The organism is Rhodococcus sp. D-6, from assembly GCF_040256695.1.
GTDB classification, from domain to species: domain Bacteria; phylum Actinomycetota; class Actinomycetes; order Mycobacteriales; family Mycobacteriaceae; genus Rhodococcus; species Rhodococcus pyridinivorans.
The window spans coordinates 1,319,090-1,342,724 of the sequence record NZ_CP132970.1; the positions used below are offsets into that span (position 1 = coordinate 1,319,090).

At 68.4% G+C, this 23,635-nt stretch carries 24 protein-coding genes; 12 read left to right on the forward strand and 12 right to left on the reverse strand.

Translation table 11 applies throughout. The features are described 5' to 3' along the window. The first annotated feature begins 8 nt into the window (after positions 1-8). Entirely contained in the window at positions 9-2,321 is a 2,313-nt protein-coding gene (locus RBB84_RS06275) for a RelA/SpoT family protein (protein ID WP_024100749.1), read from the forward strand. A 91-nt stretch (positions 2,322-2,412) separates the two neighbouring features. On the opposite strand, the gene RBB84_RS06280 is transcribed toward RBB84_RS06275, so the two are convergent. Then, positions 2,413-3,195, reverse strand: coding sequence for a peptidylprolyl isomerase (locus RBB84_RS06280; RefSeq protein ID WP_006551398.1), 783 nt, complete (start codon positions 3,193-3,195; stop codon positions 2,413-2,415). Continuing rightward, positions 3,195-4,070, reverse strand: a complete 876-nt coding sequence (locus RBB84_RS06285; RefSeq protein ID WP_064256326.1) for a peptidylprolyl isomerase — start codon at positions 4,068-4,070, stop codon at positions 3,195-3,197. Before RBB84_RS06285 ends, RBB84_RS06280 begins: the two co-directional genes overlap by 1 nt. A 149-nt stretch (positions 4,071-4,219) precedes the next feature. Here RBB84_RS06285 and RBB84_RS06290 point away from each other — a divergent pair, with 149 nt between their 5' ends. The 3 genes from RBB84_RS06290 to RBB84_RS06300 all read left to right on the forward strand — a co-directional run bounded on the left by RBB84_RS06290 (position 4,220) and on the right by RBB84_RS06300 (position 6,872). Continuing rightward, positions 4,220-4,903 (forward strand): MBL fold metallo-hydrolase, encoded by a 684-nt coding sequence (locus tag RBB84_RS06290; protein WP_197481842.1) that lies wholly within the window; start codon positions 4,220-4,222, stop codon positions 4,901-4,903. A gap of 63 nt (positions 4,904-4,966) precedes the next feature. Continuing rightward, entirely contained in the window at positions 4,967-6,241 is a 1,275-nt protein-coding gene (gene hisS, locus RBB84_RS06295) for a histidine--tRNA ligase (protein WP_024100753.1), read from the forward strand. Further along, entirely contained in the window at positions 6,228-6,872 is a 645-nt protein-coding gene (locus RBB84_RS06300) for a hypothetical protein (protein WP_170318498.1), read from the forward strand. Before hisS ends, RBB84_RS06300 begins: the two co-directional genes overlap by 14 nt. A gap of 27 nt (positions 6,873-6,899) precedes the next feature. Here RBB84_RS06300 and RBB84_RS06305 read toward each other — a convergent pair whose 3' ends face one another. Beyond that, complete coding sequence (locus RBB84_RS06305) at positions 6,900-8,123, reverse strand: hypothetical protein (protein ID WP_064256339.1); 1,224 nt, start codon at positions 8,121-8,123, stop codon at positions 6,900-6,902. Then, complete coding sequence (locus tag RBB84_RS06310; protein ID WP_064256324.1) at positions 8,123-8,458, reverse strand: type VII secretion target; 336 nt, start codon at positions 8,456-8,458, stop codon at positions 8,123-8,125. The genes RBB84_RS06305 and RBB84_RS06310 overlap by 1 nt, the downstream gene beginning before the upstream one ends. Before the next feature lie 197 nt (positions 8,459-8,655). Between RBB84_RS06310 and RBB84_RS06315 the strand changes: the two genes are divergently transcribed. Then, positions 8,656-9,684: an Rv2578c family radical SAM protein gene (locus tag RBB84_RS06315; protein WP_064256323.1), complete on the forward strand. Its 1,029-nt coding sequence runs from the start codon at positions 8,656-8,658 to the stop codon at positions 9,682-9,684. A gap of 20 nt (positions 9,685-9,704) precedes the next feature. Here RBB84_RS06315 and RBB84_RS06320 read toward each other — a convergent pair whose 3' ends face one another. Together RBB84_RS06320 and RBB84_RS06325 are read right to left on the reverse strand one after the other, a co-directional pair. Then, entirely contained in the window at positions 9,705-10,148 is a 444-nt protein-coding gene (locus tag RBB84_RS06320) for an acyl-CoA thioesterase (protein ID WP_006551407.1), read from the reverse strand. 108 nt (positions 10,149-10,256) lie between these two features. Next, on the reverse strand, positions 10,257-10,721 hold the full coding sequence (locus RBB84_RS06325) for a MarR family transcriptional regulator (RefSeq protein ID WP_006551408.1): 465 nt from the start codon (positions 10,719-10,721) through the stop codon (positions 10,257-10,259). A 93-nt stretch (positions 10,722-10,814) separates the two neighbouring features. Between RBB84_RS06325 and RBB84_RS06330 the strand changes: the two genes are divergently transcribed. Then, positions 10,815-11,840 carry a pirin family protein gene (locus tag RBB84_RS06330; protein WP_064060274.1) on the forward strand — a complete coding sequence of 342 codons (1,026 nt, stop codon included), beginning with the start codon at positions 10,815-10,817 and terminating at the stop codon, positions 11,838-11,840. Continuing rightward, entirely contained in the window at positions 11,837-12,616 is a 780-nt protein-coding gene (locus RBB84_RS06335; RefSeq protein ID WP_006551410.1) for a pirin-like bicupin family protein, read from the forward strand. Before RBB84_RS06330 ends, RBB84_RS06335 begins: the two co-directional genes overlap by 4 nt. A gap of 72 nt (positions 12,617-12,688) precedes the next feature. On the opposite strand, the gene RBB84_RS06340 is transcribed toward RBB84_RS06335, so the two are convergent. Both RBB84_RS06340 and RBB84_RS06345 read right to left on the reverse strand, forming a co-directional pair. Next, positions 12,689-13,702: a hemolysin family protein gene (locus RBB84_RS06340; RefSeq protein WP_197481840.1), complete on the reverse strand. Its 1,014-nt coding sequence runs from the start codon at positions 13,700-13,702 to the stop codon at positions 12,689-12,691. Continuing rightward, on the reverse strand, positions 13,695-15,062 hold the full coding sequence (locus tag RBB84_RS06345; protein WP_006551412.1) for a hemolysin family protein: 1,368 nt from the start codon (positions 15,060-15,062) through the stop codon (positions 13,695-13,697). The genes RBB84_RS06340 and RBB84_RS06345 overlap by 8 nt, the downstream gene beginning before the upstream one ends. Before the next feature lie 423 nt (positions 15,063-15,485). On the opposite strand from RBB84_RS06345, the gene RBB84_RS06350 reads away from it, so the two are divergent. Further along, on the forward strand, positions 15,486-15,608 hold the full coding sequence (locus RBB84_RS06350; protein WP_016933989.1) for a hypothetical protein: 123 nt from the start codon (positions 15,486-15,488) through the stop codon (positions 15,606-15,608). Between the two features lie 268 nt (positions 15,609-15,876). Then, positions 15,877-16,311 carry a DUF4383 domain-containing protein gene (locus tag RBB84_RS06355; protein WP_060653197.1) on the forward strand — a complete coding sequence of 145 codons (435 nt, stop codon included), beginning with the start codon at positions 15,877-15,879 and terminating at the stop codon, positions 16,309-16,311. Positions 16,312-16,359: 48 nt separating this feature from the next. Here RBB84_RS06355 and RBB84_RS06360 read toward each other — a convergent pair whose 3' ends face one another. Continuing rightward, positions 16,360-18,093 (reverse strand): RecQ family ATP-dependent DNA helicase, encoded by a 1,734-nt coding sequence (locus RBB84_RS06360; protein ID WP_064256338.1) that lies wholly within the window; start codon positions 18,091-18,093, stop codon positions 16,360-16,362. Positions 18,094-18,255: 162 nt separating this feature from the next. On the opposite strand from RBB84_RS06360, the gene RBB84_RS06365 reads away from it, so the two are divergent. Further along, the gene (locus RBB84_RS06365) at positions 18,256-19,047 is read left to right on the forward strand and encodes an SDR family NAD(P)-dependent oxidoreductase (RefSeq protein ID WP_033096580.1); all 792 of its coding nucleotides are present in this window, start codon (positions 18,256-18,258) and stop codon (positions 19,045-19,047) included. Positions 19,048-19,066: 19 nt separating this feature from the next. On the opposite strand, the gene RBB84_RS06370 is transcribed toward RBB84_RS06365, so the two are convergent. Then, on the reverse strand, positions 19,067-19,723 hold the full coding sequence (locus RBB84_RS06370) for a hypothetical protein (RefSeq protein WP_064256321.1): 657 nt from the start codon (positions 19,721-19,723) through the stop codon (positions 19,067-19,069). A 33-nt stretch (positions 19,724-19,756) separates the two neighbouring features. Beyond that, a complete protein-coding gene (locus RBB84_RS06375) occupies positions 19,757-20,260 on the reverse strand; it encodes a hypothetical protein (protein ID WP_006551418.1) in 504 nt (167 codons plus the stop codon). A gap of 112 nt (positions 20,261-20,372) precedes the next feature. Here RBB84_RS06375 and RBB84_RS06380 point away from each other — a divergent pair, with 112 nt between their 5' ends. After that, positions 20,373-20,672 carry a protease inhibitor I42 family protein gene (locus tag RBB84_RS06380; protein ID WP_064256320.1) on the forward strand — a complete coding sequence of 100 codons (300 nt, stop codon included), beginning with the start codon at positions 20,373-20,375 and terminating at the stop codon, positions 20,670-20,672. Positions 20,673-20,715: 43 nt separating this feature from the next. Here RBB84_RS06380 and RBB84_RS06385 read toward each other — a convergent pair whose 3' ends face one another. Then, complete coding sequence (locus tag RBB84_RS06385; RefSeq protein WP_024100766.1) at positions 20,716-21,633, reverse strand: neutral zinc metallopeptidase; 918 nt, start codon at positions 21,631-21,633, stop codon at positions 20,716-20,718. Between the two features lie 139 nt (positions 21,634-21,772). Here RBB84_RS06385 and aspS point away from each other — a divergent pair, with 139 nt between their 5' ends. Continuing rightward, positions 21,773-23,560 carry an aspartate--tRNA ligase gene (gene aspS / locus RBB84_RS06390; protein ID WP_064256319.1) on the forward strand — a complete coding sequence of 596 codons (1,788 nt, stop codon included), beginning with the start codon at positions 21,773-21,775 and terminating at the stop codon, positions 23,558-23,560. The last annotated feature ends 75 nt before the right edge of the window (positions 23,561-23,635 follow it).

Consider the following 23,635-nt stretch of genomic DNA (forward strand, 5'->3'; position numbering starts at 1 on the left):
GTGGAGGCATGACCCAGAATCTCGATCGGTCCCACAATTCCGGTCAGAACCCGACCCCCACACCGGCATCGACCTCCGCGTCGAGGCGGGTACGCGCCCGCCTGGCGCGACGCATCACCGGTCAGCGGGGCACGAGCCTCAAGCCGGTCCTCGAGCCGCTGGTCACCATCCACCGCGAGCTGTATCCGAAGGCCGACCTCTCGCAGCTGCAGCGGGCCTACGACGTCGCCGAGGAACGGCACGCCAGCCAGAAGCGCAAGTCCGGCGATCCGTACATCACCCATCCGCTGGCGGTCGCCACGATCCTCGCCGAACTCGGCATGGACACCACGACCCTCGTCGCGGCGCTGCTCCACGACACCGTCGAGGACACCGGGTACACGCTCGAGCAGCTCACCGCCGAGTTCGGTGAAGAGGTCGCGCATCTCGTCGACGGCGTCACCAAACTCGACAAGGTCGTGCTCGGCTCGGCCGCCGAGGGCGAGACCATCCGCAAGATGATCATCGCGATGGCGCGCGACCCCCGGGTGCTCGTCATCAAGGTCGCCGACCGCCTGCACAACATGCGGACCATGCGCTTCCTGCCTCCCGAGAAGCAGGCCCGCAAGGCACGGGAGACCCTCGAGGTCATCGCCCCGCTGGCCCACCGCCTCGGGATGGCGACGGTCAAGTGGGAGCTCGAGGACCTCGCCTTCGCGATCCTCCACCCGAAGAAGTACGAGGAGATCGTCCGGCTCGTCGCGACCCGCGCGCCGTCGCGCGATACCTACCTGGCCACCGTCCGCGACGAGATCGGGCGGACACTCTCGGCGTCGCGGATCGACGCGGTCGTCGAGGGCCGACCCAAGCACTACTGGTCGATCTACCAGAAGATGATCGTCAAGGGCCGCGACTTCGACGACATCCACGACCTGGTCGGCGTGCGCATCCTGTGCAACGAGATCCGCGACTGCTACGCGGCCGTCGGTGTCGTGCACTCGCTGTGGCAGCCCATGGCGGGACGGTTCAAGGACTACATCGCCCAGCCCCGCTACGGCGTCTACCAGTCGCTGCACACCACCGTCATCGGTCCCGAGGGCAAGCCGCTCGAGGTGCAGATCCGCACGCACGAGATGCACCGCACCGCCGAGTTCGGCATCGCCGCGCACTGGCGGTACAAGGAGACCAAGGGACGCCACTCGGGTGATGTCGCCGAGCTCGACGACATGGCCTGGATGCGGCAGCTCCTCGACTGGCAGCGGGAAGCGGCCGACCCGGGGGAGTTCCTCGAATCGCTCCGCTACGACCTGGCGGTCAAGGAGATCTTCGTCTTCACGCCCAAGGGCGACGTGATCACGCTGCCCTCCGGCTCGACGCCCGTGGACTTCGCGTACGCCGTGCACACCGAGGTCGGGCACCGCTGCATCGGTGCCCGGGTCAACGGCCGCCTCGTGGCCCTCGAACGCAAGCTCGAGAACGGCGAGGTCGTGGAGGTCTTCACCTCCAAGGACCCCAACGCCGGCCCGAGCCGCGACTGGCAGTCGTTCGTCGTCTCACCCCGCGCCAAGGCGAAGATCCGGCAGTGGTTCGCCAAGGAACGTCGCGAGGAGGCCCTCGAATCCGGCAAGGACGCCATCGCGAAGGAGGTCCGTCGCGTCGGTCTGCCGTTGCAGCGACTGATGAACGCCGACCTGATGGTCGCGGTCGCCAAGGAACTGCGCTACGCCGACGTCTCGGCGCTGTACACCGCGGTCGGTGAGCACCATGTCTCGGCGCACCACGTCGTGCAACGGCTGGTCGCGCTGCTCGGCGGGGTCGGTGGCGTCGAAGAGGAACTGGCCGAGCGGTCCACACCGTCGACCATCCCCACCCGCTCGCGGAACAGCGGCGACTCCGGTGTCCTCGTGCCGGGCGCACCGGGCACGGTCTCGAAGCTCGCCAAGTGCTGCACGCCCGTCCCCGGCGACGAGATCATGGGCTTCGTGACCCGCACCGGAGCGGTGAGCGTGCACCGCACCGACTGCACCAACGCCGGGTCGCTGCGGGAGCAGTCGGAGCGCATCATCGAGGTGCAGTGGGCGCCCTCGCCGTCGTCGGTGTTCCTCGTCGCGATCCAGATCGAAGCTCTCGACCGGCACCGTCTGCTGTCCGACGTGACGAAGGCACTCGCCGACGAGAAGGTCAACATCCTGTCGGCCTCCGTGACGACCACGGGCGATCGGGTCGCGGTGAGCCGGTTCACCTTCGAGATGGGCGACCCGAAACATCTCGGGCACGTGCTCAACGTCGTCCGCAACGTCGAGGGCGTCTACGACGTGTACCGGGTGACCTCGGCAGCCTGACCGAATCCGTCTCGGTCTCGCGCCGGACGACGACATCCCGCCCCGGAATCTCCGGGACGGGACGTCCGTACGTTCCGTGCGAACGGGGGTGTCAGGACCCGACGGTCACCGACTCGATCTGCACCGCGCGGTTGGGGGCACCGCCGCCGGCCGCCATCGATCCGTCGTCGCCCTCCGCCGCGACCTCCTCGATCACGGCGAGTCCGGCCTCGTCGACCGTCCCGAAGACCGTGTAGGTGGGGGGAAGCTGCGAATCCTCGTAGACCAGGAAGAACTGGCTGCCGTTGCTGCCGGGCCGGCCCGTGTTGGCCATCGCGACCGTGCCGCGCGGGTAGATCACCGGCTGGCGCAGCTGGGCGTCGCCGGGTGCGTACACGTTCTCCGGGTACTCGGTGTCGAAGCCGTAACCCGGCCCGCCCGTGCCGGTGCCCGTCGGGTCGCCGCACTGCAGCACCTGCAGACCCGGTGAGGTCACCAGCCGGTGGCAGGGCGTGTCGTCGAAGTAGCCCTGCTCCGCGAGGGACACGAAGCTGTTGACCGTGCACGGTGCCGCGGCACGGTCGAGTTCGACGCCGATCACGCCGACGCTGGTGGTGATCTGCGCGGCAGCAGCGCCGGTGGCGGAGACGTCGTCCGAGGCGGGGGCGGTCACGTCGCGTGCGGCGTCACCCGAGGCGTCGTAGGTGCACGAGACGGAGTCGGTGCCGCTGGGTCGCTCCGGTAGTTCGCCCGTGTAGGCGGGGGACTGCCGGTCGGCGGCGGACGCCGGTGCCGACGAGCTCGCGGCGGTATCGGTGGACGAATCGTCGGAGCACCCCGTGAGCAGGAGTGCCAACCCGGCGCCGGCGGCGAGGGCGGTGCGCAATCGGATCATCAGTCCATCCTGACCGACGTGAGGGTGGTCTCCAACGCGGGGGCACCGTCGGCGGCTCCGCCTGCGACGCCGGCCGCGGCGATCTTGTCGAGGGTCGCGAGACCGGTCTCGTCGATCGTGCCGAAGACGGTGTACTGCGGCGGCAGCACCGAATCGCCGTACACCAGGAAGAACTGGCTGCCATTGGTGTCCGGGCCGGCGTTGGCCATCGCGAGGGTGCCACGCGGATAGGTCATCGGTTCCTGCGCGGCGGGATCGTCGGCGGCGAACTGATCGGTGGGGAACTCGTTGGCGAACTGGTATCCCGGACCGCCCGACCCGCTACCCGACGGGTCGCCGCACTGCAGGACCTGCAGGGACGGCGAGGTAGTCAGACGATGGCAGGGCGTCTCGTCGAAAAAGTTCTGCGAGGCCAGCGACAGGAAGCTGTTGACGGTGCACGGCGAATCGTCGTTGTGCAGGATCAGGCCGATGTTCCCCTGGCTCGTCTCCATGCTGACGCTGATGTCCGTGTTGCCCTCACCGGTGGTGCGGATGCCCTCGGTGCGCGGCGGCTCTGCCGGCTTCGACAGTTCGCGGCCGTCCGCGGTGTAGGAGCAGCTCACCGTCTCGGGCAACGGCTCGGACCGGCCGTCGGGGAGCGCGGCGTACTCCATTTCCGAACCCGAGGTGTCGTTCGACGCCGCCTCGGTGGCCGTGTCGTCGCCCCGGTCGACCGCCCACAGAGCAACACCGGCGCCGACGACCACGATCACTCCGAGCGCGGACAGCGCGATCGTCATGCGGCGCCGCTTGCGCTCGCGTTCGGCTCGACGCTCGAGCTGCCGTTCGAGTTTGCGTTTCGCGGCCTGGCGCCGTTGTGCGTTGCTCGGCACTGCAGTAGTCCTCCCGTGAACGATCGATGTGGTCCAACCGACTTCGAAGCAGACCCGAGTCTGCCACCCGGGACCGGCAACCCGCGGGCAGGGCGCAACGCATAGTCTGTAGGAGACCTCGAAGGCTTCCACCCGTAGGAGCGATGCTCGTGCTCGTGACCGGATTCCCTGCCGGGATGTTCCAGACCAACTGCTACATCCTCGCGCAGGACAACGCGAAGGAGTGCGTCATCGTCGATCCCGGCCAGGACGCCGCCGAGCCGCTCGTGGAGTTCCTCACCGGATCCGATCTCACGCCCCGGGCGGTGCTGCTCACGCACGGTCACCTCGACCACATGTGGTCGGCGCAGCCGGTGGCCGACCGGTACGGGATCCCCGTCTACATCCACCCCGACGACCGGATGATGCTCACCGATCCGCTGCAGGGCATGGGGTCGAGCCTCGCCCCCTTCCTCGACGGCGTCGAGTTCGTCGAACCGCAGCAGGTCGTGGAGTTCGGCGACGGAGACGAGATCGAACACGCCGGAATCGAGTTCGTCCTCGACCACACGCCCGGACACACCCGCGGCTCGGTCGTCCTGCGCACGCGCACCACCACCCCGGACGGGGCCGCCCTGAACGTCGCGCTCACCGGCGACACCCTGTTCCAGGGGTCGATCGGCCGCACCGACCTGCCCGGCGGCGACCACGCGCAACTGCTCGACTCGATCGCGCGCAAGCTGCTCGTGCTCGACGACGGCACCAACATCCTCCCCGGACACGGCGGAGCGAGCACGATCGGGCAGGAGCGGGTGTCGAATCCCTTCCTCACCGGCCTGGCAGAATCCCGCTGACGGCACGAACACCGCGATCCGTCCGGTGACCAACCGAGAGAATCCCGAGAGAAGGCAGTACCAGTGAGCAAGGCCTCCACGTTTTCGGCGCCGAAGGGTGTGCCCGATTACGTTCCCCCGCAGTCGGCGGAGTTCGTGGCGGTGCGGGACGGTCTGACCCGTGCAGCACGCCTGGCGGGGTACGGGCACGTCGAACTGCCCATCTTCGAGGACACCGGCCTGTTCGCTCGCGGCGTCGGCGAGTCCACCGACGTCGTCACGAAGGAGATGTACACTTTCGCCGATCGCGGTGAGCGCTCGGTCACGCTGCGTCCCGAGGGCACCGCAGGCGTGATGCGCGCGGTGATCGAGCACGGTCTCGACCGCGGTCAGCTCCCCGTGAAGTTGTCCTATTCCGGGCCGTTCTTCCGCTACGAGCGCCCCCAGGCGGGCCGCTACCGTCAGCTCCAGCAGGTCGGCGTCGAGGCGATCGGCATCGACGATCCCGCGCTCGACGCCGAGGTCATCGCGGTTGCCGACGCAGGATTCCGGTCGCTCGGACTCGACGGATTCCGCCTCGAGATCACGTCCCTCGGCGACGAGACCTGCCGTCCGCAGTACCGGGAGAAGCTGCAGCAGTTCCTGTTCGCGCTCCCGCTCGACGAGGAGACGCGCCGCCGCGCCGAGATCAACCCGCTGCGCGTGCTCGACGACAAGCGCCCCGAGGTCCGCGAGATGACCGCCGACGCGCCGCTGATGCTCGACCATCTCTCGGACACCGCTCGCGCACACTTCGACGAGGTACTCGCCCACCTCGACGCGATCGGCGTCCCGTACGTCGTCAATCCGCGCATGGTGCGCGGCCTCGACTACTACACGAAGACCACCTTCGAGTTCGTCCACGACGGGCTCGGCGCCCAGTCCGGCATCGGTGGTGGTGGCCGCTACGACGGGCTCATGGAACAGCTCGGCGGCCAGCCGCTCTCGGGCATCGGTTTCGGGATCGGCGTCGACCGCACGGTTCTCGCGCTCGCCGCCGAGGGCAAGACCGCCGGCAGCCCCGCGCGGTGCGAGGTGTACGGGGTGCCGATGGGCGACGCCGCCAAGGTCGCCCTCGTGCCCATCGCGCACAAACTGCGCGCCGCGGGTGTCCGCGTCGACCTCGCATACGGTGGGCGCGGCCTCAAGGGCGCCATGAAGGCGGCCGACAAGTCCGGTGCCGTCGTCGCGCTCGTGCTCGGTGACCGCGAACTCGAGGCAGGTGAGATCGTCGTCAAGGATCTGCGCAACGGCGAGCAGCACAGCGTTGCACTCACGGACGTCGTCGCCCGTGTGGGTGAGGTCGTTGCCGGCGCATGACGACCGGGACGGTGCCGCCGTCCCGCTCGATCTGATCCCGTCCCGGCTGCTCCGGCCACGCGCCCGCAGGATCGCGCTGCTCGCGCTCGCCGTCGGCGTCGTCCTCGGCGTTCTGGTCTGGATCGTCGCGCCCGGATGGGTCGCGCTGCTCGTCGGGGCCGTCTTCGCGGTGCCGCCGGCCGTCGGTGCGTTCCTGGCCACGCGTCGGCACCTGCTGCTGCGCGGCACCGTCGTCACGCTGTCGGGGGCGTTCCGGTCGCGCAGTGTCGATCTCGCGCGACTCGCCGGTGTCGAACTGATCGTCCGGGTGGGCGGGGTATCGCAGGCCGTCGTGCGCGTCAACGACGGTGAGCACAATCTCGTGTCGGTCCCGCTCGCCCTGTACGCCAACGGCGGCGGTCGCGAACTCGACGTGCTGGCCCTGCGAAAGCTCGCGGATGCGCTCGCCACCAGCGAGATCGCTCCGGCGGCGGCGATCTCGTCGGTGCTCGTCGAACAGTTGCGGGCCGAGGCCCGCGACGCCGCGCTCGGCGAACGCCCGCTCTACCGGGCGATCGAACTCGCGCGCGGCGCCGGCCGGGTGCCGCAGACGACGCTGACCGACCACGAGGTCGCCTCCCTCGTCGACTGACAGGCTCGTCCGATCGACGATTAATGCTCAGCGGTCGTCGTGCGAACCGATCACGGCGGGAACGACCAACGGCAGTTCGCCGACGACCTCGGTGCCCTCCGCGGCGGCACTCAGCAGACGGGTGGGGGAGCGGTGCTCCTCGTCGTCGGACCGGCGAGCGGACGTCGCGGGGACCATCCCACCGGTCGAGGGTGCCCTTCCCATCGCGCTCGCGCCGGTCGTGGCCTGCGCACTCCCGCCCGAGCCCGAGCCCGGGGCGGTCGGAATCGGAGCGGCGGCAGGCACACCCGCAGTTCCGAACGCGGCCCCCGCGGTGCCGTGACCGGTGACCACTCCGGCCGACACCGTTCCGGCCGATCCCGCGACCGCCGCACCGACGGTCGGAACCGCCGCGTGTGCGGTGGGCGCGGTCGCCGCGTAGGCGGTGGGAGTGGTCGCGGCGTGCGCGGCGGCCGTGAACGGCGCTGCGACACTCGACGCGACATCGGTTGCGGCCGTGGCGACCGTGCGCATCTCCTGCACCCCGGCCACGGCCACCGGCGCGGGCACGGGAATCGGCGTGGTCAGCGCCGTCATCGCGGCGGTGTGGACCGTCAGCTCGCCCCGGGTACGCGCAACGACGGCCAGGGCAGCCTGGAGATGCTGCGCGGCGGACGCCAACAGGGCGGCCTGGCCCGGCGGCGTCGCGAGAGCCGGTGCGGCCGCCATCGCCGTGGTCACGAACGACTGTGCGATGCCGGTCAATTCGATGTTGCCGCGTTCGACGGTCGCCGTGGCGGCGCGGGTGACGTCGCCGATCCGGTCGCCGCGGTCGGCCAGTTCGAGGGCCGACTGCTGCGCGCGCACACCGTGACCTGCGGCCTCGTCGGCCGTTGCTCCCTCCCACGACTCCGGAAGTGCGTGCAGCGCACTGCGTCCGAGCATCGTGGCGGTCTCGAGCAGACGCGACCCCTGCTGCAGGATCGCCGACGGATCGAGCGAGTCGAGGATACCGGTGCCGAACATCGAGCACAGTTCGGTGAGCGGCCGCACGATCGTCTCGAGATCGGGCAGCACCGGTACCGGAATCGATTCGAGCAGCTCGACGATCGAATTCGCCTCGAGGACGGGCAGACCCGGCTCGGGAAGAACGGGTTCCGGAAGTACCGGCAGCGGTGCGTCGAGGACCGGTCCGATCGGCGACGCGCGGAGAGCGTCGAGAACGGTCGGTGACGCTGCGGGTGTTGCGGTGTCGATGACCGGTCCCTGCATCACAGTCCTCCCGCAGCGTCGGCCAGCGCCGAAGCCGTTCCGGTGTCGGTCGTTTCGTAACCGGTGGCCGCCTCGTGTGCTGCGATGCCGTTGGACGCGTAGACCCACGACAGTTGCGCGACGGCACTGGTGTGCTCGGATTGGGCCGCGGCGAACACCGCGAGGAACTCTCCGCCGATGAGTCCCAGAGCCGGACTCAACGCGGAGATGTTGGCCTGCAGATCGAACGTCCCCGCCTGCGCCACCTGCTCGGCCGCACGAAGATTCGTGGCCCCGAACGCTCGAATACCATCGGGCACCACCCGGATTCCGGCACCGGGAAACAGACCGCTCATCGAACCCCCCATCGAAGATCAGTGTGGCGAGCACTGTAACTCGAGCGCACCGGGCGAGCCACCGGACCCTCGGCCGCCTGTGGATGAACGGATGGGAATGCCGATGTATTCGTTGCACCGCGAGTGCGCTCCGTCCGATCGACCACGATGCCGAACGATCTGTTGACAGCGAATAGCACACATGTTCGACTGGAGGTATGAGGTGGGCGGGTCAGACTGTGGATGCGGACGACGGAGCTCTGCCGGGCCTCGAACGGGCCGGTCTCGTCCGTAGTGTCCGCACGCCGGAGTTCGAGGGAGTCACCTTCCATGAGGTGCTGTGCAAGAGCGCGCTGAACAGGACGCCGGAGGCCTCCCGGTTGCCGTTCCGGTACACCGTCAACACGTTCCGGGGCTGCACCCATGCCTGCCGGTACTGCTTCGCCCGGCCCACGCACGAGTACCTCGATCTCGACGGCGGGCACGACTTCGACTCGCAACTGGTCGTCAAGACCAACGTCGCCGCCGTCCTGCGCCGCGAACTCGCGCGACGATCCTGGACCCGGGAACACGTGGCGCTCGGTACCAACACCGATCCCTACCAACGGGCAGAGGGGCGCTACCGGCTGATGCCCGGAGTCATCCGGGCGTTCGCCGAATCCGGCACCCCCTTCTCCATTCTCACGAAGGGCACGCTGCTGCGCCGCGATCTTCCGCTGCTGTCGCTGGCGGCCGGTCAGGTCGATGTGTCGGTCGCGGTGTCGCTCCCGATCGGCGATCCCGAACTGGCCGCGCACATCGAACCGGGCACGCCGTCACTGAAGGCCCGTCTCGATCTCGTGAAGGCGGTCGTCGACGCCGGATTGTCGTGCCACGTCATGGTCGCTCCGGTGCTGCCCTTCCTCACCGACTCGCGACAGCACCTCGACACGCTGTTCGGCTCCCTCGCCGCCGCCGGCGCGTCGGGGGTCACCGTAATACCGCTGCACCTGCGCGGCTCGACCCGCGGGTGGTTCCTGTCGTGGCTCGCGCAGGAGCATCCTGCCCTCATGAGACGCTATCGCCGCCTCTACGGACGGGGCGCGTACGTTGCTCCGGAGTACTCGCAGTGGTTGGACGAGCGGGTCGCGCCCCTGCTCGAACGTCACCGCCTCGGGGTCCGGGCGTCCGCTCGGCGTGAGGAGAGGGGTGCGCTGCGCGCCGACGAACGCGTCCCCGAACCCGAGGCGGCGCTCACCCTGTTCTGAGGCAGTTCGTGGGCGGCGCGTCAGTCGTCGTATGCGAGCCGGACCTTCTCGAACGCCACGCGCGATGCTTCGGAGATCGGTTGCGAGCCGCCTTCGGCGGCGGTGCCGACGTCCACCGAGTCGGCGAGCGCGACGCACCGGCCGTGCTGGAACAGGGCCGAGCCGATCACCACCGACGATGTCCCGATGCGGTGGACACCGGTGGCGATGACGATGTCGTGCGGATAGAACACCTCGGCCAGGAAGTTGATCTCGATCTTCGCGAGTACCGCACGCTCGAAGGGGTAGGTATCGCCCAAGGTCGACGACACGGCCTCCATGACGAGGACGCGGGCCTGCTCGAAGTAGCGGGCGATCGAGACGTTGTTGATGTGTCCGAGCGCGTCGGTGTCGCCGAACAGGGGCGTGATCGTGCGCTGCAACGGATACAGGTCGAGCGAGGTGCGTCGCGGGTCGTGCCGCATGGGAGGTACCGCCTTCGGAGGTCGTGGCTGTGACCCGGTCAACATATCCGTGATCCGATCGACGTCCCGCTCCGGAGGTGCGGGCGGAGTTCGCTTCGGGGCGGAGGCCTACCGTCTGCCGTCGATCATGCGATCGCGCATGCGGGCGAAGACCTCGGTCATGGGGGCGATGTCGGCGGGGGAGAGCAGGTCGAACATGTTCTCGCGGACCGCCCCGACGTGGCCGGGACCCGCCTCGGCGAGTCTCGCGTAGCCGACGTCCGTGAGTTCGGCCCACGCGCCGCGTCGGTCGGATTCGCACTCCACGCGCCGCACCCACCCCGCGTTCTCCATGCGGGAGACGGCGCGGGTGATGCCGCTGCGGGTCGTGGTGCTCGCGTCCGCGAGGTCGCGCATGCGCATCCGGCGGTCGGGTGCCTCGGACAGCAGGACCAGGATCTCGAAGTCGGTGAAGGAGATGTCGGAGTCCCGCAGTAGCTGCTTGTCGAGATTCTGGAACAGCAGGCGCGTCGCATCCAGATAGGCGCGCCACAGGCGCTGTTCGTCGTCGCTGAGCCACTTCGCGTCTCCCATGATCCCAAGTGTACCCGCGTTAGTTGACTGCGCAATCAAATGTGACACAATGGATAGGGTCGACCGACGGACCACCGAGAGGAGTCGAGCGGCATGAGCAACACCGACACCCGTCCCGAGGAGATCCGCTGCCGGACGGAGGACCTCCCCATCCGCGACCCGCTCCGCCCCCGCGTGGAGATCATCACCTCGCGTGAGGTCCCGCTCGGTGGCCCCCGGGCCATGCCCGTGCGCCGTACGCTTCCGCAACGGCAGCGTTCGCTGATCGGCGCGTGGTGCTTCGTCGACCATTACGGCCCCGACGACGTCTCCCGCACCGGCGGCATGGACGTCGCACCGCACCCCCACACCGGTCTGCAGACGGTGTCGTGGCTGTTCACCGGCGAGATCGAACACCGCGACAGTCACGGCGTGCACGCGATGGTCCGGCCGGGGGAGTTGAACCTCATGACCGGAGGCCACGGAATCTGTCACTCCGAGGTCTCCACCTCCGCGACCACGACACTGCACGGCGTGCAGTTGTGGGTGGCCCTGCCCGACGCACATCGCGATGCGCCCCGCGACTTCCAGCACCACGTGCCGCCGGTCGTTCGGGTGCCCGGTGCAGAGGTCAAGGTCTTCCTCGGTTCGCTCGCCGGCGAGGAGTCGCCCGTGACGACGTACACCCCGCTGCTCGGCGCAGAGATCGTCCTGGACCCCGCGGCGAGCATCACCCTCGACGTCGACCCGTCGTTCGAGCACGGGGTGCTCGTCGACACCGGTACGGTCGCGCTGTTCGGCACCGTGCTCACGCGAGCCGCCCTCGGCTACACCGGAACCGGCGTGCCGGCCCTCGAACTGACCAACACCACCGACGAACCCGCACGTATCGTCCTCCTCGGCGGAACACCCCTCGGCGAGGAGATCGTGATGTGGTGGAACTTCGTCGGCCGCGACCACGACGAGATCGTCGCCTACCGGGACGCCTGGGAACGCGGGTGCGATCGGTTCGGCCGCGTCTCCGGCTACACCGGGAGGGTCGAGCGTCTCCCGGCGCCGCCCCTGCCCCAGGCGCGTATCCGCCCCCGCCGCAATCCGCCCACCGCAGATCCGAACTGCCCGACACAGGACCCCGCATGAGCACCGCACCGATTCTCGACGTCCGCCGCGCGGACGACCGCCTCCACACGAAGATCGACTGGCTCGATTCGAGGCACTCCTTCTCGTTCGGCCACCACTACGATCCCGACAACACGCATTTCGGGATGCTGATGGTCAACAACGACGACATCGTCCGTCCGGGAAGCGGTTTCGACACTCACCCGCACCGCGACATGGAGATCGTCACCTGGGTGCTCCGCGGATCGCTCGTGCATCAGGACTCGACGGGGCATTCCGGGGTGATCTACCCGGGTCTCGCGCAGCGCATGAGCGCGGGCTCGGGGATCCTCCACTCCGAGAAGAACGACTCGTGGCGTCATCCCGGTGCCACTGCGTCGTATGCCGCCGAGCACGACGAACCGGTGCGGTTCGTGCAGATGTGGGTGCTGCCGGACGAAGCCGGGATCGAGCCGGGCTACGAACAACTCGAGATCGACGACGAACTGCTCTCCGGCGGACTCGTGCCGGTCGCATCCGGAATGGACGCCTACGCCGACCATTCCGCCATTCGCATCCGCAACAGATATGCCGCCATGCACGTCGCGCGGATGCGTCCGGATCGCCCCGTGACGCTGCCGGACGCACCCTTCGTGCACCTCTTCGTCGCCCGGGGCGAAGCCGCACTCGAGGGAGCCGGACCTCTCGCCCAAGGAGACGCAGCGCGGATCGCCGGAGGTGGCGGCCGACAGCTCACCACAGCCACCGGCGCCGAGATCATCGTCTGGGAGATGCACGCCGCACTCGGACACTCCTGAACGGTCCCGGCCGGGGCAGGAAACGACGTCAGGCCCGTCCCGGAGATCCGGGACGGGCCTGACGTCGGTACGTCAGCTCGTGGCGCCGCTCATCGGCAGCAGCCGGGCCAGGACGTCCGAGAGGGTGATCAATCCGACGATCCGTCCGTTCTCGGTGACGGTGACCAGATGGTTCCTGGTCTCCCGCATCGTCGTCAGCGCCTCGTAGACCGGCGTCGCGGCGTCGATCGTCAGCGCGGGGCGCATCAGTTCGGTCGCCGTGGTTCCGGGTGCGGCCTGGAGACTGTCGCGCACGTGCACGACACCGTCCACGTGGCCGTTGTCGCGCACGAGCAACCGGAGGTGCCCGGTGCGATGGGCCGTCTCACGGATCTCGACGGCCGTCGCGGTCGGCTTCACGCTGCTCGGCTCGGCCTGCGGCGTGACGATCTCGCCGAGCGTGAGCGTCTCGAGCTCCAGCGCGCTGCTCAGGTGCCCGTGATAGCGCTCGTCGAGCGTGCCGACGGTGGCCGAGTGCTCGACCAGGTGCCGCAGCGCATCGGGATCCTGACCTTCGGCGACCTGATCCACCGGGTCCACACCGACCTTTCGCAGACACCAGTTCGCCATATGATTCAACCGGACGATCAACGGCCGGGTCACCCACATGAACGCGCGCATCGGCAGCGCCAGCATCGTGGCGGACTTCTCCGGGTGGGCGATCGCCCACGACTTCGGTGCCATCTCGCCGACGACGAGGTGCAGGAACGTCACGATGATCAGCGCAAGGACGAAGCCGGCCACGTCCGCGAGCCACAGCGGCGCGCCCCAGTTCTCGAACAACGGCGTGAGCCAGTGGTGCACTGCGGGTTTCGTCGTCGCACCGAGTGCGAGCGTGCACACCGTGATACCGAGCTGGGATCCCGCGAGGAGCACCGACAGTTCGGACGCGCTGCGCAGGGCGGCCCGCGCCGAGCGGCTCGACGTCGCTGCGTCCTCGAGTCGGTGTCGTCGCGCCGCGATGAGCGCGAACTCGACCGCGACGAAGAACGCGCTGGCGGCGATCAGGCCGATCGTCACCACCGCGACGACCACAGGATTACTCATTGCCGGTCACCTCGTCCGTCAGAACGGTCACGCGCACGGACGACGGCACGTGCTTGTCGATGTCGCGTACCTCGGCCACCAGGGTCCTGTGGATCGGGCCGTCCCCGTTCAGCAGTTCGGCGGGATCCGGATCCAGTGTGATCCGGACGGTGTCACCCACCTCGGGGAGGCCACCGAACTCGGTGATGACCAAGCCGGCGAGCGTCTCGTAGTCGCCCTCGGGCAGTTCGTGGTCGAGGGTGCGGGCCACCTCGTCGATGTGTGCGTCGCCGCGGACGATCCAGCCGTCGCCCTCGGGGCGGATGACCTCGGCGGCCATCGCAGAATCGTGCTCGTCGGCGATCTCGCCGACCAGTTCCTCCGCGATGTCCTCGAGGGTGACGACGCCGGCGAACCCGCCGTACTCGTCGATCACCAGTGCCATCTCGTCCTCGGCCCGGGCCAGTTCGGTGAGAACCTCCGGCAGTGCCAGCGTGGCCGGCACGATCACGGGGGGGCGGCAGACCCCCGCGGCCGTGCCCGTCGGGGTGTCGAGGCCGAGGAGGTCGTGCAGGTGCACGACACCGCGCAGATCGTCGGACGAGGTGCCCACCACGGGGTATCGGGTGTGCCCCTCGCTCATCTTGTCGAGGATGGTGGCGACCGGCTCGTCCAGTTCGACGACGTCGACCCGCGACCGCGGGATCATCGCGTGTTCGGCGGTCCGGGTCGGGAACTCGAGGATCCGGTCGAGGAGGGTGGACAATTCCGGCGGAAGTTCGCCGGTCTCGCGCGACGCGGCCACGATGTGTTCGAGGTCGCGCGGTGTCGCGGAGTGCTCGACGTCGTGCACCGGCTCGATGCGCAATGCGCGCAGCAGGAGATTCGACGACGCGTCGAAGAGTTTGATCAGCCATCCGAAGACGGCGAGATAGGCGCTCGTCGACAGGGCGAGGCGGCGTGCGACCGGTTCGGGACGGGCAATGGCGAGGTTCTTCGGTACCAGTTCACCGAAGACCATCTGGACCACCGTCGAGAAGAGCACGGCCAGCACGGTGCCGACGGCGACACCCACCGCGGTGGGGATACCCACCCCGCCGAGCAGTTCGCCGAGACCGCTACCGATCAGCGGTTCCGCGACGTAGCCGACGAGCAGGCCGGTGACGGTGATGCCGAGCTGAGCGCCCGAGAGCATGAAGGAGGTGCGGCGGGTGACCGCCAGTGCGCGGGCCGCAGCCGAGTCACCGCCTTCGGCGCGGGCCTTCAGGCGGGAGCGGTCGACGGCCATGTACGCGAATTCCTGCGCGACGAAGTAGCCGGTCAGTGCAGTGATGGCGAGAACGACAAGAATGCCGGCCGCGATTCCGAGGGCGGTCAGCACTTCGGGGACCGGGCTCGGGTGACGAGCAGAGCGTCATATCTGGGCGGGACGGGTCTTCGAGGTTTTCGCTTGGGGCGTTTCATGACTCCCTCGGGGTCGGGCGGGCAGGTGTACTTACAGGATAGGACGAACGGGCACCGGCGGAAGTTCCCCCCGCGGGGTGGAGATATGGTCACAAGGCGATCTTGTAATATGGGAATCTTCCCCGAATAGGCCGTATTGTCCGGCCTGGAAACTCCCCGAATAATACGACATATCGGGCCGATTTTCACCGAACTCTCCATATTTCCCCTGTTAGGGCCGATTTGTGTTCCGGATTACAATTCTTCGCGCTGCGCAGCTGTCGAATGCAGGTAACAATTGGATCGCGTGTCGACGCGAGTCGTCACAACTTCGATGTCGTTCCATTGATGGGAGAAGCCCGTGCCTGCACTCGAGTTCCTTGTCGACCTCTTCGGTAACCTGTCCGACCTGTTCGACGTGCTGAACTTCTTCACCGGTTCTGCTGATGCGGCCGGCGATGCGTTCGGCAGCAGCCAGGCCTGAGCCTCGCAGACTCGAAGGCCCGCGGGTTGATCCCGCGGGCCTTCGTCGTGTCCGGACACGGTCGTGTCCGTCCGGCCAGAGGGTGGAGTGCCGCACCCGCCCTCGGCCGCCGTTCTCGACCTCCATCCTCGAACACGGAAACCGACGTTTGGGTTCGTTCGGTCACGGCTAACCGGGGAATGTAATTCGGACCACTCGACCCGAACGGACGTTCGGTGAGAGGACGCGGAACATGACATCTCGAACCCCAAGCCCCGGCCGTGGCTCGATGACGGCAACACCGGTGCAGACTGCGGCGCTCGTGGTGGGCGCTGTCTTCCTCCTGGTGGGCATCCTCGGCTTCATCCCGGGGGTCACGTCGGACTACGATCAACTCTCGGGCGCAGGCCATCATTCCGAAGCCATGCTCCTGGGGATCTTCCAGGTCTCCATCCTGCACAACATCGTGCACCTGTTGTTCGGTGTCCTGGGGCTCGCTGCGGCCCGGGCCGTGGCAACCGCCCGCAGTTTCCTGATCATCGGCGGTGCGATCTACCTGGTGCTTTGGATCTACGGCCTGATCATCGACAAGGACAGCGGCGCCAATTTCGTGCCGGTGAACTCCGCGGACGACTGGCTGCACTTCGTCCTGGGTGTGGGCATGATCGCGCTCGGTGTGCTCCTGACACGCACGCGGACCACCCCGGGCACGGTTCGCCCCTGATCCGTACCCACCCGTCGTGATGACGGGATCCGGAGAACCCGTGGCCCCTCACGCCACGGGTTCTTCGGCATGGGCAGGTACGGGCTCTGCCGGTGCGGGGTCGTCGACTTTCAGCACCCCCGACTCGGCGACTGCATCGAGCGACAGTGTCCGATAACCCTCGCTGTCGAACAGGACGGTGACGCGATCGTGCTCGCAGGTCATCACCACTCCCGGTCCCCACTCGGCATGCACGACATGCGTGTTCGGGGCGAACACGGACGTCTCGCAGTACGCCGGGGCAGTATCGGCGCCCCGAAGCACGGATACCGTCGCAACCTCGTCGGACGCGCCGTCCCGGCAGGTGTCGCACCGGCCGCAGGGGTCGGACAGCGTCTCGCCGAAGTACCCGAGCAGGAACCGGCGGCGGCAACCGCGAGTCTCGGCGTAGCCCCGCATCATCTCGACCCGCGATCGGTCCAGTCGTTCGCCCGACGCGGCCGTCTCGCGTGCGTGCTCGACCGCCTTCCGTCGGGGGATGTCGGCGGCGGAGAGTCCACGCCGGCCGGAGACGAGCGCTCCGCACCGTTCGAGCAGGTTCACCGCGTTGGCCAGTCTCCGCCCCCGCACGTCGAGCTCGGTACGCAGCCGTCCGAGCCTCATCGGCGACGCGGAGCGGACCGCCGAGAACACCCGGCCGATCAGCTCCTCGTCGGGGTTGTGGGTGGTGAAGAAGGTCGCGAGCGACAAATCCTCGGGACGGTAGAACATCAGGACGGTGGCCGGCTCCCCGTCGCGTCCGGCGCGCCCGATCTGCTGGTAGTAGGAATCGACCGAGTCCGGTATCGAGGCGTGCACGACGAAACGCACGTCCGGCTTGTCGATGCCCATACCGAAGGCGGAGGTCGCCACCACGACATCGCAGCGACCGTCGAGGAATCCGAGGTGAACGTCCCCGCGCTCGGCCGCGCGCATCCCGGCGTGATACGGGCACGCGTCGATCCCGCGTTCACGCAGGGCCTCGGCGTATCGCTCGGTGTCCTTGCGGGTCGCGGCGTACAGAATGCCGGGACCGGGCAGGGACGCCACGGCCTCGACGACGGCGCGTCGCTTCTCGCCGTCGTCAGTGTGCCTGCGCACCTCGATGTCGAGATTCGGGCGGTCGAAACCACCGGCGACGACGAGCGGATCCCGCATGCGCAACGCCTCGACGATGTCCTCGCGGACCGGGGGTGAGGCGGTGGCGGTGAGCGCGACGACGGGTGGCCGGCCCAGGGCCTCGGCCACGTCTCCCAGGCGTAGATATTCCGGCCTGAAGTCATGGCCCCACATGGCGACACAGTGCGCTTCGTCGACGACGATGAGCGAGACCTCCACGCTTCTCAGACGCTCCAGGACCTCGTCCTTGGCGAGCTGCTCGGGGGCGAGGAAGACGTAGTCGGCATCGTGTTCGAGCACGGCCCGCCAGTTCGCCTCGTTCTCCGACTCGCGCTGGCGCGAATTGATCGCGACCGCCTCGGGTGCCTCCGAGTGGTCCAGACCGGCGATCTGATCGTTCTGGAGCGCGATCAAGGGCGAGACGACGACCGTCACCCCCGGTAGCAGCAGCGAGGGCACCTGATAGATCGCGGACTTCCCGGAGCCGGTGGCCATCACGGCGAGGACGTCGCGTCCGCCCAGCAGCGGAACCATCGCGTCCAGTTGTTCGGGACGCAGCGTGTCCCAGCCGAACACCTTCTGCGCGGCGGCGCAGAGTTCCTCGCGTGCATCCTCCGATGCTATGTCGGACGACGACCGATACATCTTGTGCTGCAAGTGGACTCCAGAACTCGGAAGGGACTGCGCGCGCAGGGTGCCCTCCGCATACCCGAGGACGTGCCCGCCCCAAACGGTTGCGAGATCCCGGCGCCGTGTCGACCCGGCGGGGTGTGGGTACCCGCGAGCCAGACGTGCCGAGGAGGAGATATGAACGACGCTCGACCTCTCGCTCTGGTGACCGGAGCATCGCGAGGCATAGGCCGGGAGTTGGCGGCCCTGTTCGCGGCCGACGGATACGACCTCGTGCTCGCGGCGAGATCGGACACTCTGGACGAGGTCGCCGCAGACCTGCGGACGTCCGGCGCGGAGGTGGTGTCGGTCCACGCGGATCTGAGGACTCCGGAAGGGGTCCGGGCGGTCCACGAGGCTGCGACGGCCGGAGGTCGCGTCCCGGCGGCGGCTGCGCTCAACGCCGGTGTCGGGATCGGCGGGGCGTTCGTCGACGCAGAGCTCGGGGACGTCCTCTCGATCGTCGACGTCAACGTGCGCTCGACGGTGCATCTGGCGCACCTGCTACTGAACGACATGCTGCGGGCGGGCTCGGGCCGGATGCTCGTCACCTCGTCGGTGGTGTCGAAGATGCCCGGCCCCTACCAGGCTGTGTACAACGCGTCCAAGGCCTTCGTGCAGTCCTTCACCGACGGCGTCCGCAAGGAACTCGACGGTAGCGGGGTCACGCTCACCGCGATGCTCCCCGGTGCCACCGACACCCACTTTTTCGCACGTGCCGGGATGCTCGACACGATCCTCGGGAAGGCGCCCAAGGACGATCCTGCGCACGTCGCGCGCGACGGTTATGCCGCTCTGATGCGCGGCGAGGCGACTGTGGTGCCCGGCTCCGTGCTCGCGAAATCCATGGCGGTCTTCGGCACGGTGGCGCCCGACGCGGTGACCTCGGCGGTTCACCGGGTCCTGGCCAAGCCTCGATCGGGGCGATGATCCGCGACGACAGGACCGCTCAGTCGGATCGCGTCCGCACTGCCGGGCGGGTGGGGTGGTCGTAGCGCACCAGGACGTCCGCGTCCGCTCCTGCATGTTCGAGCACTGCATGTTCGAGCACTGCATGTTCGAGCACCGCGTCATGTTCGAGCACCGCGTCGATCGTCCAGTGATCCTCGGGGCGCGTGCGCCTTTCGAGCGCGCCCCGGGACATCGTCAGGACGACGGTGACATCGAAGTCGAGACCACGGCCGAGAAGCATAGGGCCGGCGACGACGAGGATCTGGTCCTCCGCCGCTCGCCGCGGGCGCTCGCGCGCCGAACGGTCGGTGCGTTCGTCCCACAGCCGCGGAAGCCATCGTCGATGTTCGTGTACCGCGTGCAGCACCTCTCGGTCGACCGCGGCGTAGTCGAACCAGTCGTGGCGGTAGCTGTACGGATCGGTCCGTCCGTGCTCGAGCCGGAGCGATGCGGGCCGGACGAAATCGTGGAGATCGACGACGTCCGCTGCGCGGCCCCGAGTTCTCAGTTCCGTCGCGACACGCTGTGCGAATTCCACCGGGTCTGCCGCGTCCGGTGCGCTCACGGCGATGCACACGCTTCCGGTGAGCGCCTCGGCGCGATCGGCGACGGAGGCCGTGAGTATCTCGGGGGTCAGGGGAGTGAAGGCGGGCATCGCTCGCCGTTCACGCCCATCCGCGTATGGGGGTCACCAGGGCGGTGTGTCGTTCCCGTCCGGTACCGGGGTGTCGAGAAGCCGGTCGAGCCAGAGCACCGCTTCGACCAGCGCTTCCATCTGCGACGCCCAGTCCATGGCGAATACCACTTCGTCGAGTTCGCTGCGGGCCGCGACCGAGTCGCCGGCGAGCGCGTCGACGACCGCTTTCATCACGGTGCTCTCCGGCTGCGGGAGTTCCTCCGGCCGGACGTGACGGCCGCTCTCGGTCCGGATGGTCAGTTCGAAGCTCTCGTCGCCACGCACCTGCGGGCCGATCTTGTCGACGACGACGTCGGCGATCGTCGAGACCGTCCACCTCAGCACGTTCCCGTAGAGCGGGGGAGTGATCTGTGACGGCGGGTCCGAACCGGGGCTCGACACCAGCGCCGCGACCTCTTCGGTCAGTTCGCTGTAGCCGTTCTCGTGTGCGAGAGCGAGAAGGCGTCCTCCCATCACCGCGTCGCTGCGTGTGATTCCGGCTCGTTCTTCGTGCATGCAGAACGAATGCCCCGTTTTGTGTCCCATCACACATCGCGGTCGCGACGGGTGTGCTAGCGCCATGGTCACGAGAGTGAGGAAAATCACATTCGCGGGCTATCCTGAGGTCATGAAGCACATCGCCACTGGTCCGAAGGATGTCACGGTCGGTGTCGGGGACACGATCGAACTGCATCTCCCTGAGAACACCTCCCGGGACTACTGCTGGTCGACGTCGAGGGTCGGAGAGGGACTCGTCCTTCGCGACATCCGATTCCTGCCGTCGAAGAACCCGTTGCCGGGAGGGACCGGCGAGCGGGTCTTCTGTTTCAAGGCGCGCCGCCCCGGTACCTGGCCCATCTCGCTGCGTATGCGGAAGCATGCCGACCTGGTCGCCGACCGCGCGAACATGACCGTCACCGTCGCGTGACGGCGTCCCGGCGCTCGCTCTGCGGTTCACGACACCGCGGAACTCAGCGCAGTGCCGGCGGGTTGTCGAGATCGCGTGCCGAGTAGGTGTCACACGCGTCGACCCGGCCGGTGCGGTATCCGGCCAGGAACCAGGCCTGACGCTGCTCGGACGACCCGTGAGTCCATCCCTCCGGGTTCACCCGGCCGGTGGCGGCCCGCTGGATCCGGTCGTCGCCGACGGCCGACGCGGCCGACAGTGCGTCGCGGATGTCGGTGTCGGTGAGCGGCACGAGGAAGGGCTCTCCGGTGGTCGGCTCGGGCAGCTTGTCGGCATGGTAGGCCCACACCCCGGCGTAGCAGTCGGCCTGCAGTTCCGTACGGACAGCGCCGGATTCGGGGCCGCGCGGGTCGGCCTGTGCGCGACCGAGATCGCCGAGCTGGTTCTGCAGGTGGTGCCCGAACTCGTGGGCGACGACGTATTCCTGCGCGAGCGGACCTCCACTGGCGCCGAACCGTGTCTCGAGTTCGTCGAAGAAGCTGGTGTCGAAGTAGGCGGTCCGGTCCGCCGGGCAGTAGAAGGGCCCGATGTCGCTGGTGGCGTTGCCGCAACCGGTGGACGTGGCCGAGGTGAAGATCTCGACCTCCGGCTGCACATAGGCCACGCCGGTCTGTGTCGCGAACTGCTGCTCCCACACCGAGTCGAGCGACCCGACGGTGTAGAGCACCCGGCAGTCGACGTTCTCGTTCGCGGCGCTGCCACCGACCTCGCACTGTTCGAGTGCGCTCTCGGCTTGCGGATCGCCGGAGGTGTCGGGCATTCCCGAGCCGAGCAGCGAGGACGGATCGCCGCCGAACAGCAGCGCCAGGATGATGACGATCAGGCCGCCGGCCCCGCCACCGAGAGCGAGCTTTCCGCCACGCCCACCGCCGCCGGTACGGACACGGCCCGCATCCATGCGTGCACCTTCTCTGAACGTCATCGCCGCCGCTTTCTCCTGTGTTCGTCGGATTCGGACAAGCTTGGCACGAACTATTCGGTACGGGTGCGCTCGGGCCGATCGTGTCTTTCGTAGGATTACAGCCGACGAACCCGTCGCTGATCGTTTCGAAAGGAATTCCGTGCTGCGCACCCATCTCGCCGGCTCGTTGCGAGCCGAGCACGCCGAGCAGACAGTCACCCTCACCGGTTGGGTTGCCCGGCGACGCGATCACGGCGGGGTCATCTTCATCGACCTGCGCGACGCCTCGGGTGTCTCGCAGGTGGTCTTCCGCAGCGCCGGCGTCCTCGAGCAGGCGCACCGGCTCCGCGCGGAGTACTGCGTCCGGATCACCGGCAAGGTGGAGGTCCGCCCCGAGGGCAACCAGAACTTCGAGATCCCGACCGGTGCGATCGAGGTCGACGCCTCCGAGCTCGTGGTTCTCAACGAGGCCGCCCCGCTGCCGTTCCAGCTCGACGATCAGGTCGGCGAGGAAGCGCGCCTGAAGTACCGCTACCTGGATCTGCGTCGCGAGAAGCCGGGCAAGACCATCCGTCTGCGCAGCAAGGTCAACGCTGCTGCCCGCGCGGTGCTCGCCCACCACGAGTTCGTGGAGGTCGAGACCCCGACCCTCACCCGCTCCACGCCGGAGGGTGCGCGCGACTTCCTGGTCCCGGCCCGCCTGCAGCCAGGTAACTTCTACGCTCTGCCGCAGTCCCCGCAGCTGTTCAAGCAGCTGCTCATGGTCGGTGGCATCGAGCGCTACTACCAGATCGCCCGCTGCTACCGCGACGAGGACTTCCGCGCCGACCGTCAGCCCGAGTTCACCCAGCTCGACATCGAGATGGCGTTCGTCAATCAGGACGACGTGATCCTCCTCGCCGAGGAGGTGCTGCACGCGTTGTGGCGCCTGGTGGACTACGAACTCGAGACCCCGATCCCGCGGATGACCTACGCCGAGGCCATGCGCCGTTTCGGCACCGACAAGCCGGATCTGCGTTTCGGCATCGAACTCGTGGAGTGCAAGGAGTTCTTCAAGGACACCACCTTCCGCGTCTTCCAGGCCGAGTACGTCGGTGCCGTCGTCATGCCCGGTGGCGCGAGCCAGCCGCGTCGTCAGCTCGACGCATGGCAGGAGTGGGCCAAGCAGCGCGGTGCCAAGGGGCTCGCCTACGTGCTCGTCGGTGAGGACGGCACGTTGAGCGGTCCGGTAGCCAAGAACCTCACCGACGCCGAACGCGAGGGTCTCGCCGCGCACGTGGGCGCGAACCCCGGCGACTGCATCTTCTTCGCCGCCGGTCCCACCAAGCAGATGCGTGCACTGCTCGGCGCCGCCCGCGACGAGATCGCCCGCAAGCTCGACCTGATCGATCGGAACGCATGGGCGTTCGTGTGGGTGGTCGACGCCCCGCTGTTCGAGCCGGCGGCCGACGCGACCGCGAGCGGTGATGTGGCCCTCGGTCATTCGGCGTGGACCGCGGTGCACCACGCGTTCACCTCGCCCAAGCCCGAGTACATCGACACCTTCGATACCGATCCGGGTTCGGCGCTGGCGTACGCCTACGACATCGTCTGCAACGGCAACGAGATCGGTGGCGGCTCGATCCGTATCCACCGCCCCGACATCCAGGAGCGGGTGTTCAAGGTGATGGGCATCTCGGAGGAGGAGGCGAACGAGAAGTTCGGCTTCCTGCTCGAGGCGTTCAAGTACGGCGCGCCCCCGCACGGCGGCATCGCCTTCGGCTGGGACCGCATCACCGCGCTGCTCGCCGGGATGGACTCGATCCGCGAGGTCATCGCGTTCCCCAAGTCCGGTGGCGGGGTCGATCCGCTGACCGATGCACCCGGCCCGATCACGCCGGAGCAGCGCAAGGAGACGGGCATCGACTTCGTGCCCGAACCCGAGACCGAGGGCGCCGACAAGGCCTGATCACCCGTAGCTGTCGATGGCGCGGTGGCGCCCGTCTCCGGACGGGGCACCGCGCCGTCGTGTGTGCCGTCCGGT

Bases quoted from the DNA above. Each gene is read 5' to 3' on its own strand.
- RBB84_RS06320 (WP_006551407.1), bottom strand. From the start codon at position 10,148: ATGCGGCACGACCCGCGACGCACCTCGCTCGACCTGTATCCGTTGCAG.
- RBB84_RS06310 (WP_064256324.1), bottom strand. From the start codon at position 8,458: ATGAGCGGTCTGTTTCCCGGTGCCGGAATCCGGGTGGTGCCCGATGGT.
- RBB84_RS06365 (WP_033096580.1), top strand. From the start codon at position 18,256: ATGAACGACGCTCGACCTCTCGCTCTGGTGACCGGAGCATCGCGAGGC.
- RBB84_RS06370 (WP_064256321.1), bottom strand. From the start codon at position 19,723: ATGCCCGCCTTCACTCCCCTGACCCCCGAGATACTCACGGCCTCCGTC.
- RBB84_RS06275 (WP_024100749.1), top strand. From the start codon at position 9: ATGACCCAGAATCTCGATCGGTCCCACAATTCCGGTCAGAACCCGACC.
- RBB84_RS06340 (WP_197481840.1), bottom strand. From the start codon at position 13,702: ATGAGTAATCCTGTGGTCGTCGCGGTGGTGACGATCGGCCTGATCGCC.
- RBB84_RS06335 (WP_006551410.1), top strand. From the start codon at position 11,837: ATGAGCACCGCACCGATTCTCGACGTCCGCCGCGCGGACGACCGCCTC.
- RBB84_RS06375 (WP_006551418.1), bottom strand. From the start codon at position 20,260: ATGCACGAAGAACGAGCCGGAATCACACGCAGCGACGCGGTGATGGGA.
- RBB84_RS06360 (WP_064256338.1), bottom strand. From the start codon at position 18,093: ATGTATCGGTCGTCGTCCGACATAGCATCGGAGGATGCACGCGAGGAA.
- RBB84_RS06280 (WP_006551398.1), bottom strand. From the start codon at position 3,195: ATGATCCGATTGCGCACCGCCCTCGCCGCCGGCGCCGGGTTGGCACTC.
- RBB84_RS06355 (WP_060653197.1), top strand. From the start codon at position 15,877: ATGACGGCAACACCGGTGCAGACTGCGGCGCTCGTGGTGGGCGCTGTC.
- RBB84_RS06385 (WP_024100766.1), bottom strand. From the start codon at position 21,633: ATGACGTTCAGAGAAGGTGCACGCATGGATGCGGGCCGTGTCCGTACC.
- RBB84_RS06315 (WP_064256323.1), top strand. From the start codon at position 8,656: ATGAGGTGGGCGGGTCAGACTGTGGATGCGGACGACGGAGCTCTGCCG.
- RBB84_RS06380 (WP_064256320.1), top strand. From the start codon at position 20,373: ATGAAGCACATCGCCACTGGTCCGAAGGATGTCACGGTCGGTGTCGGG.
- RBB84_RS06325 (WP_006551408.1), bottom strand. From the start codon at position 10,721: ATGGGAGACGCGAAGTGGCTCAGCGACGACGAACAGCGCCTGTGGCGC.
- RBB84_RS06305 (WP_064256339.1), bottom strand. From the start codon at position 8,123: ATGCAGGGACCGGTCATCGACACCGCAACACCCGCAGCGTCACCGACC.
- RBB84_RS06330 (WP_064060274.1), top strand. From the start codon at position 10,815: ATGAGCAACACCGACACCCGTCCCGAGGAGATCCGCTGCCGGACGGAG.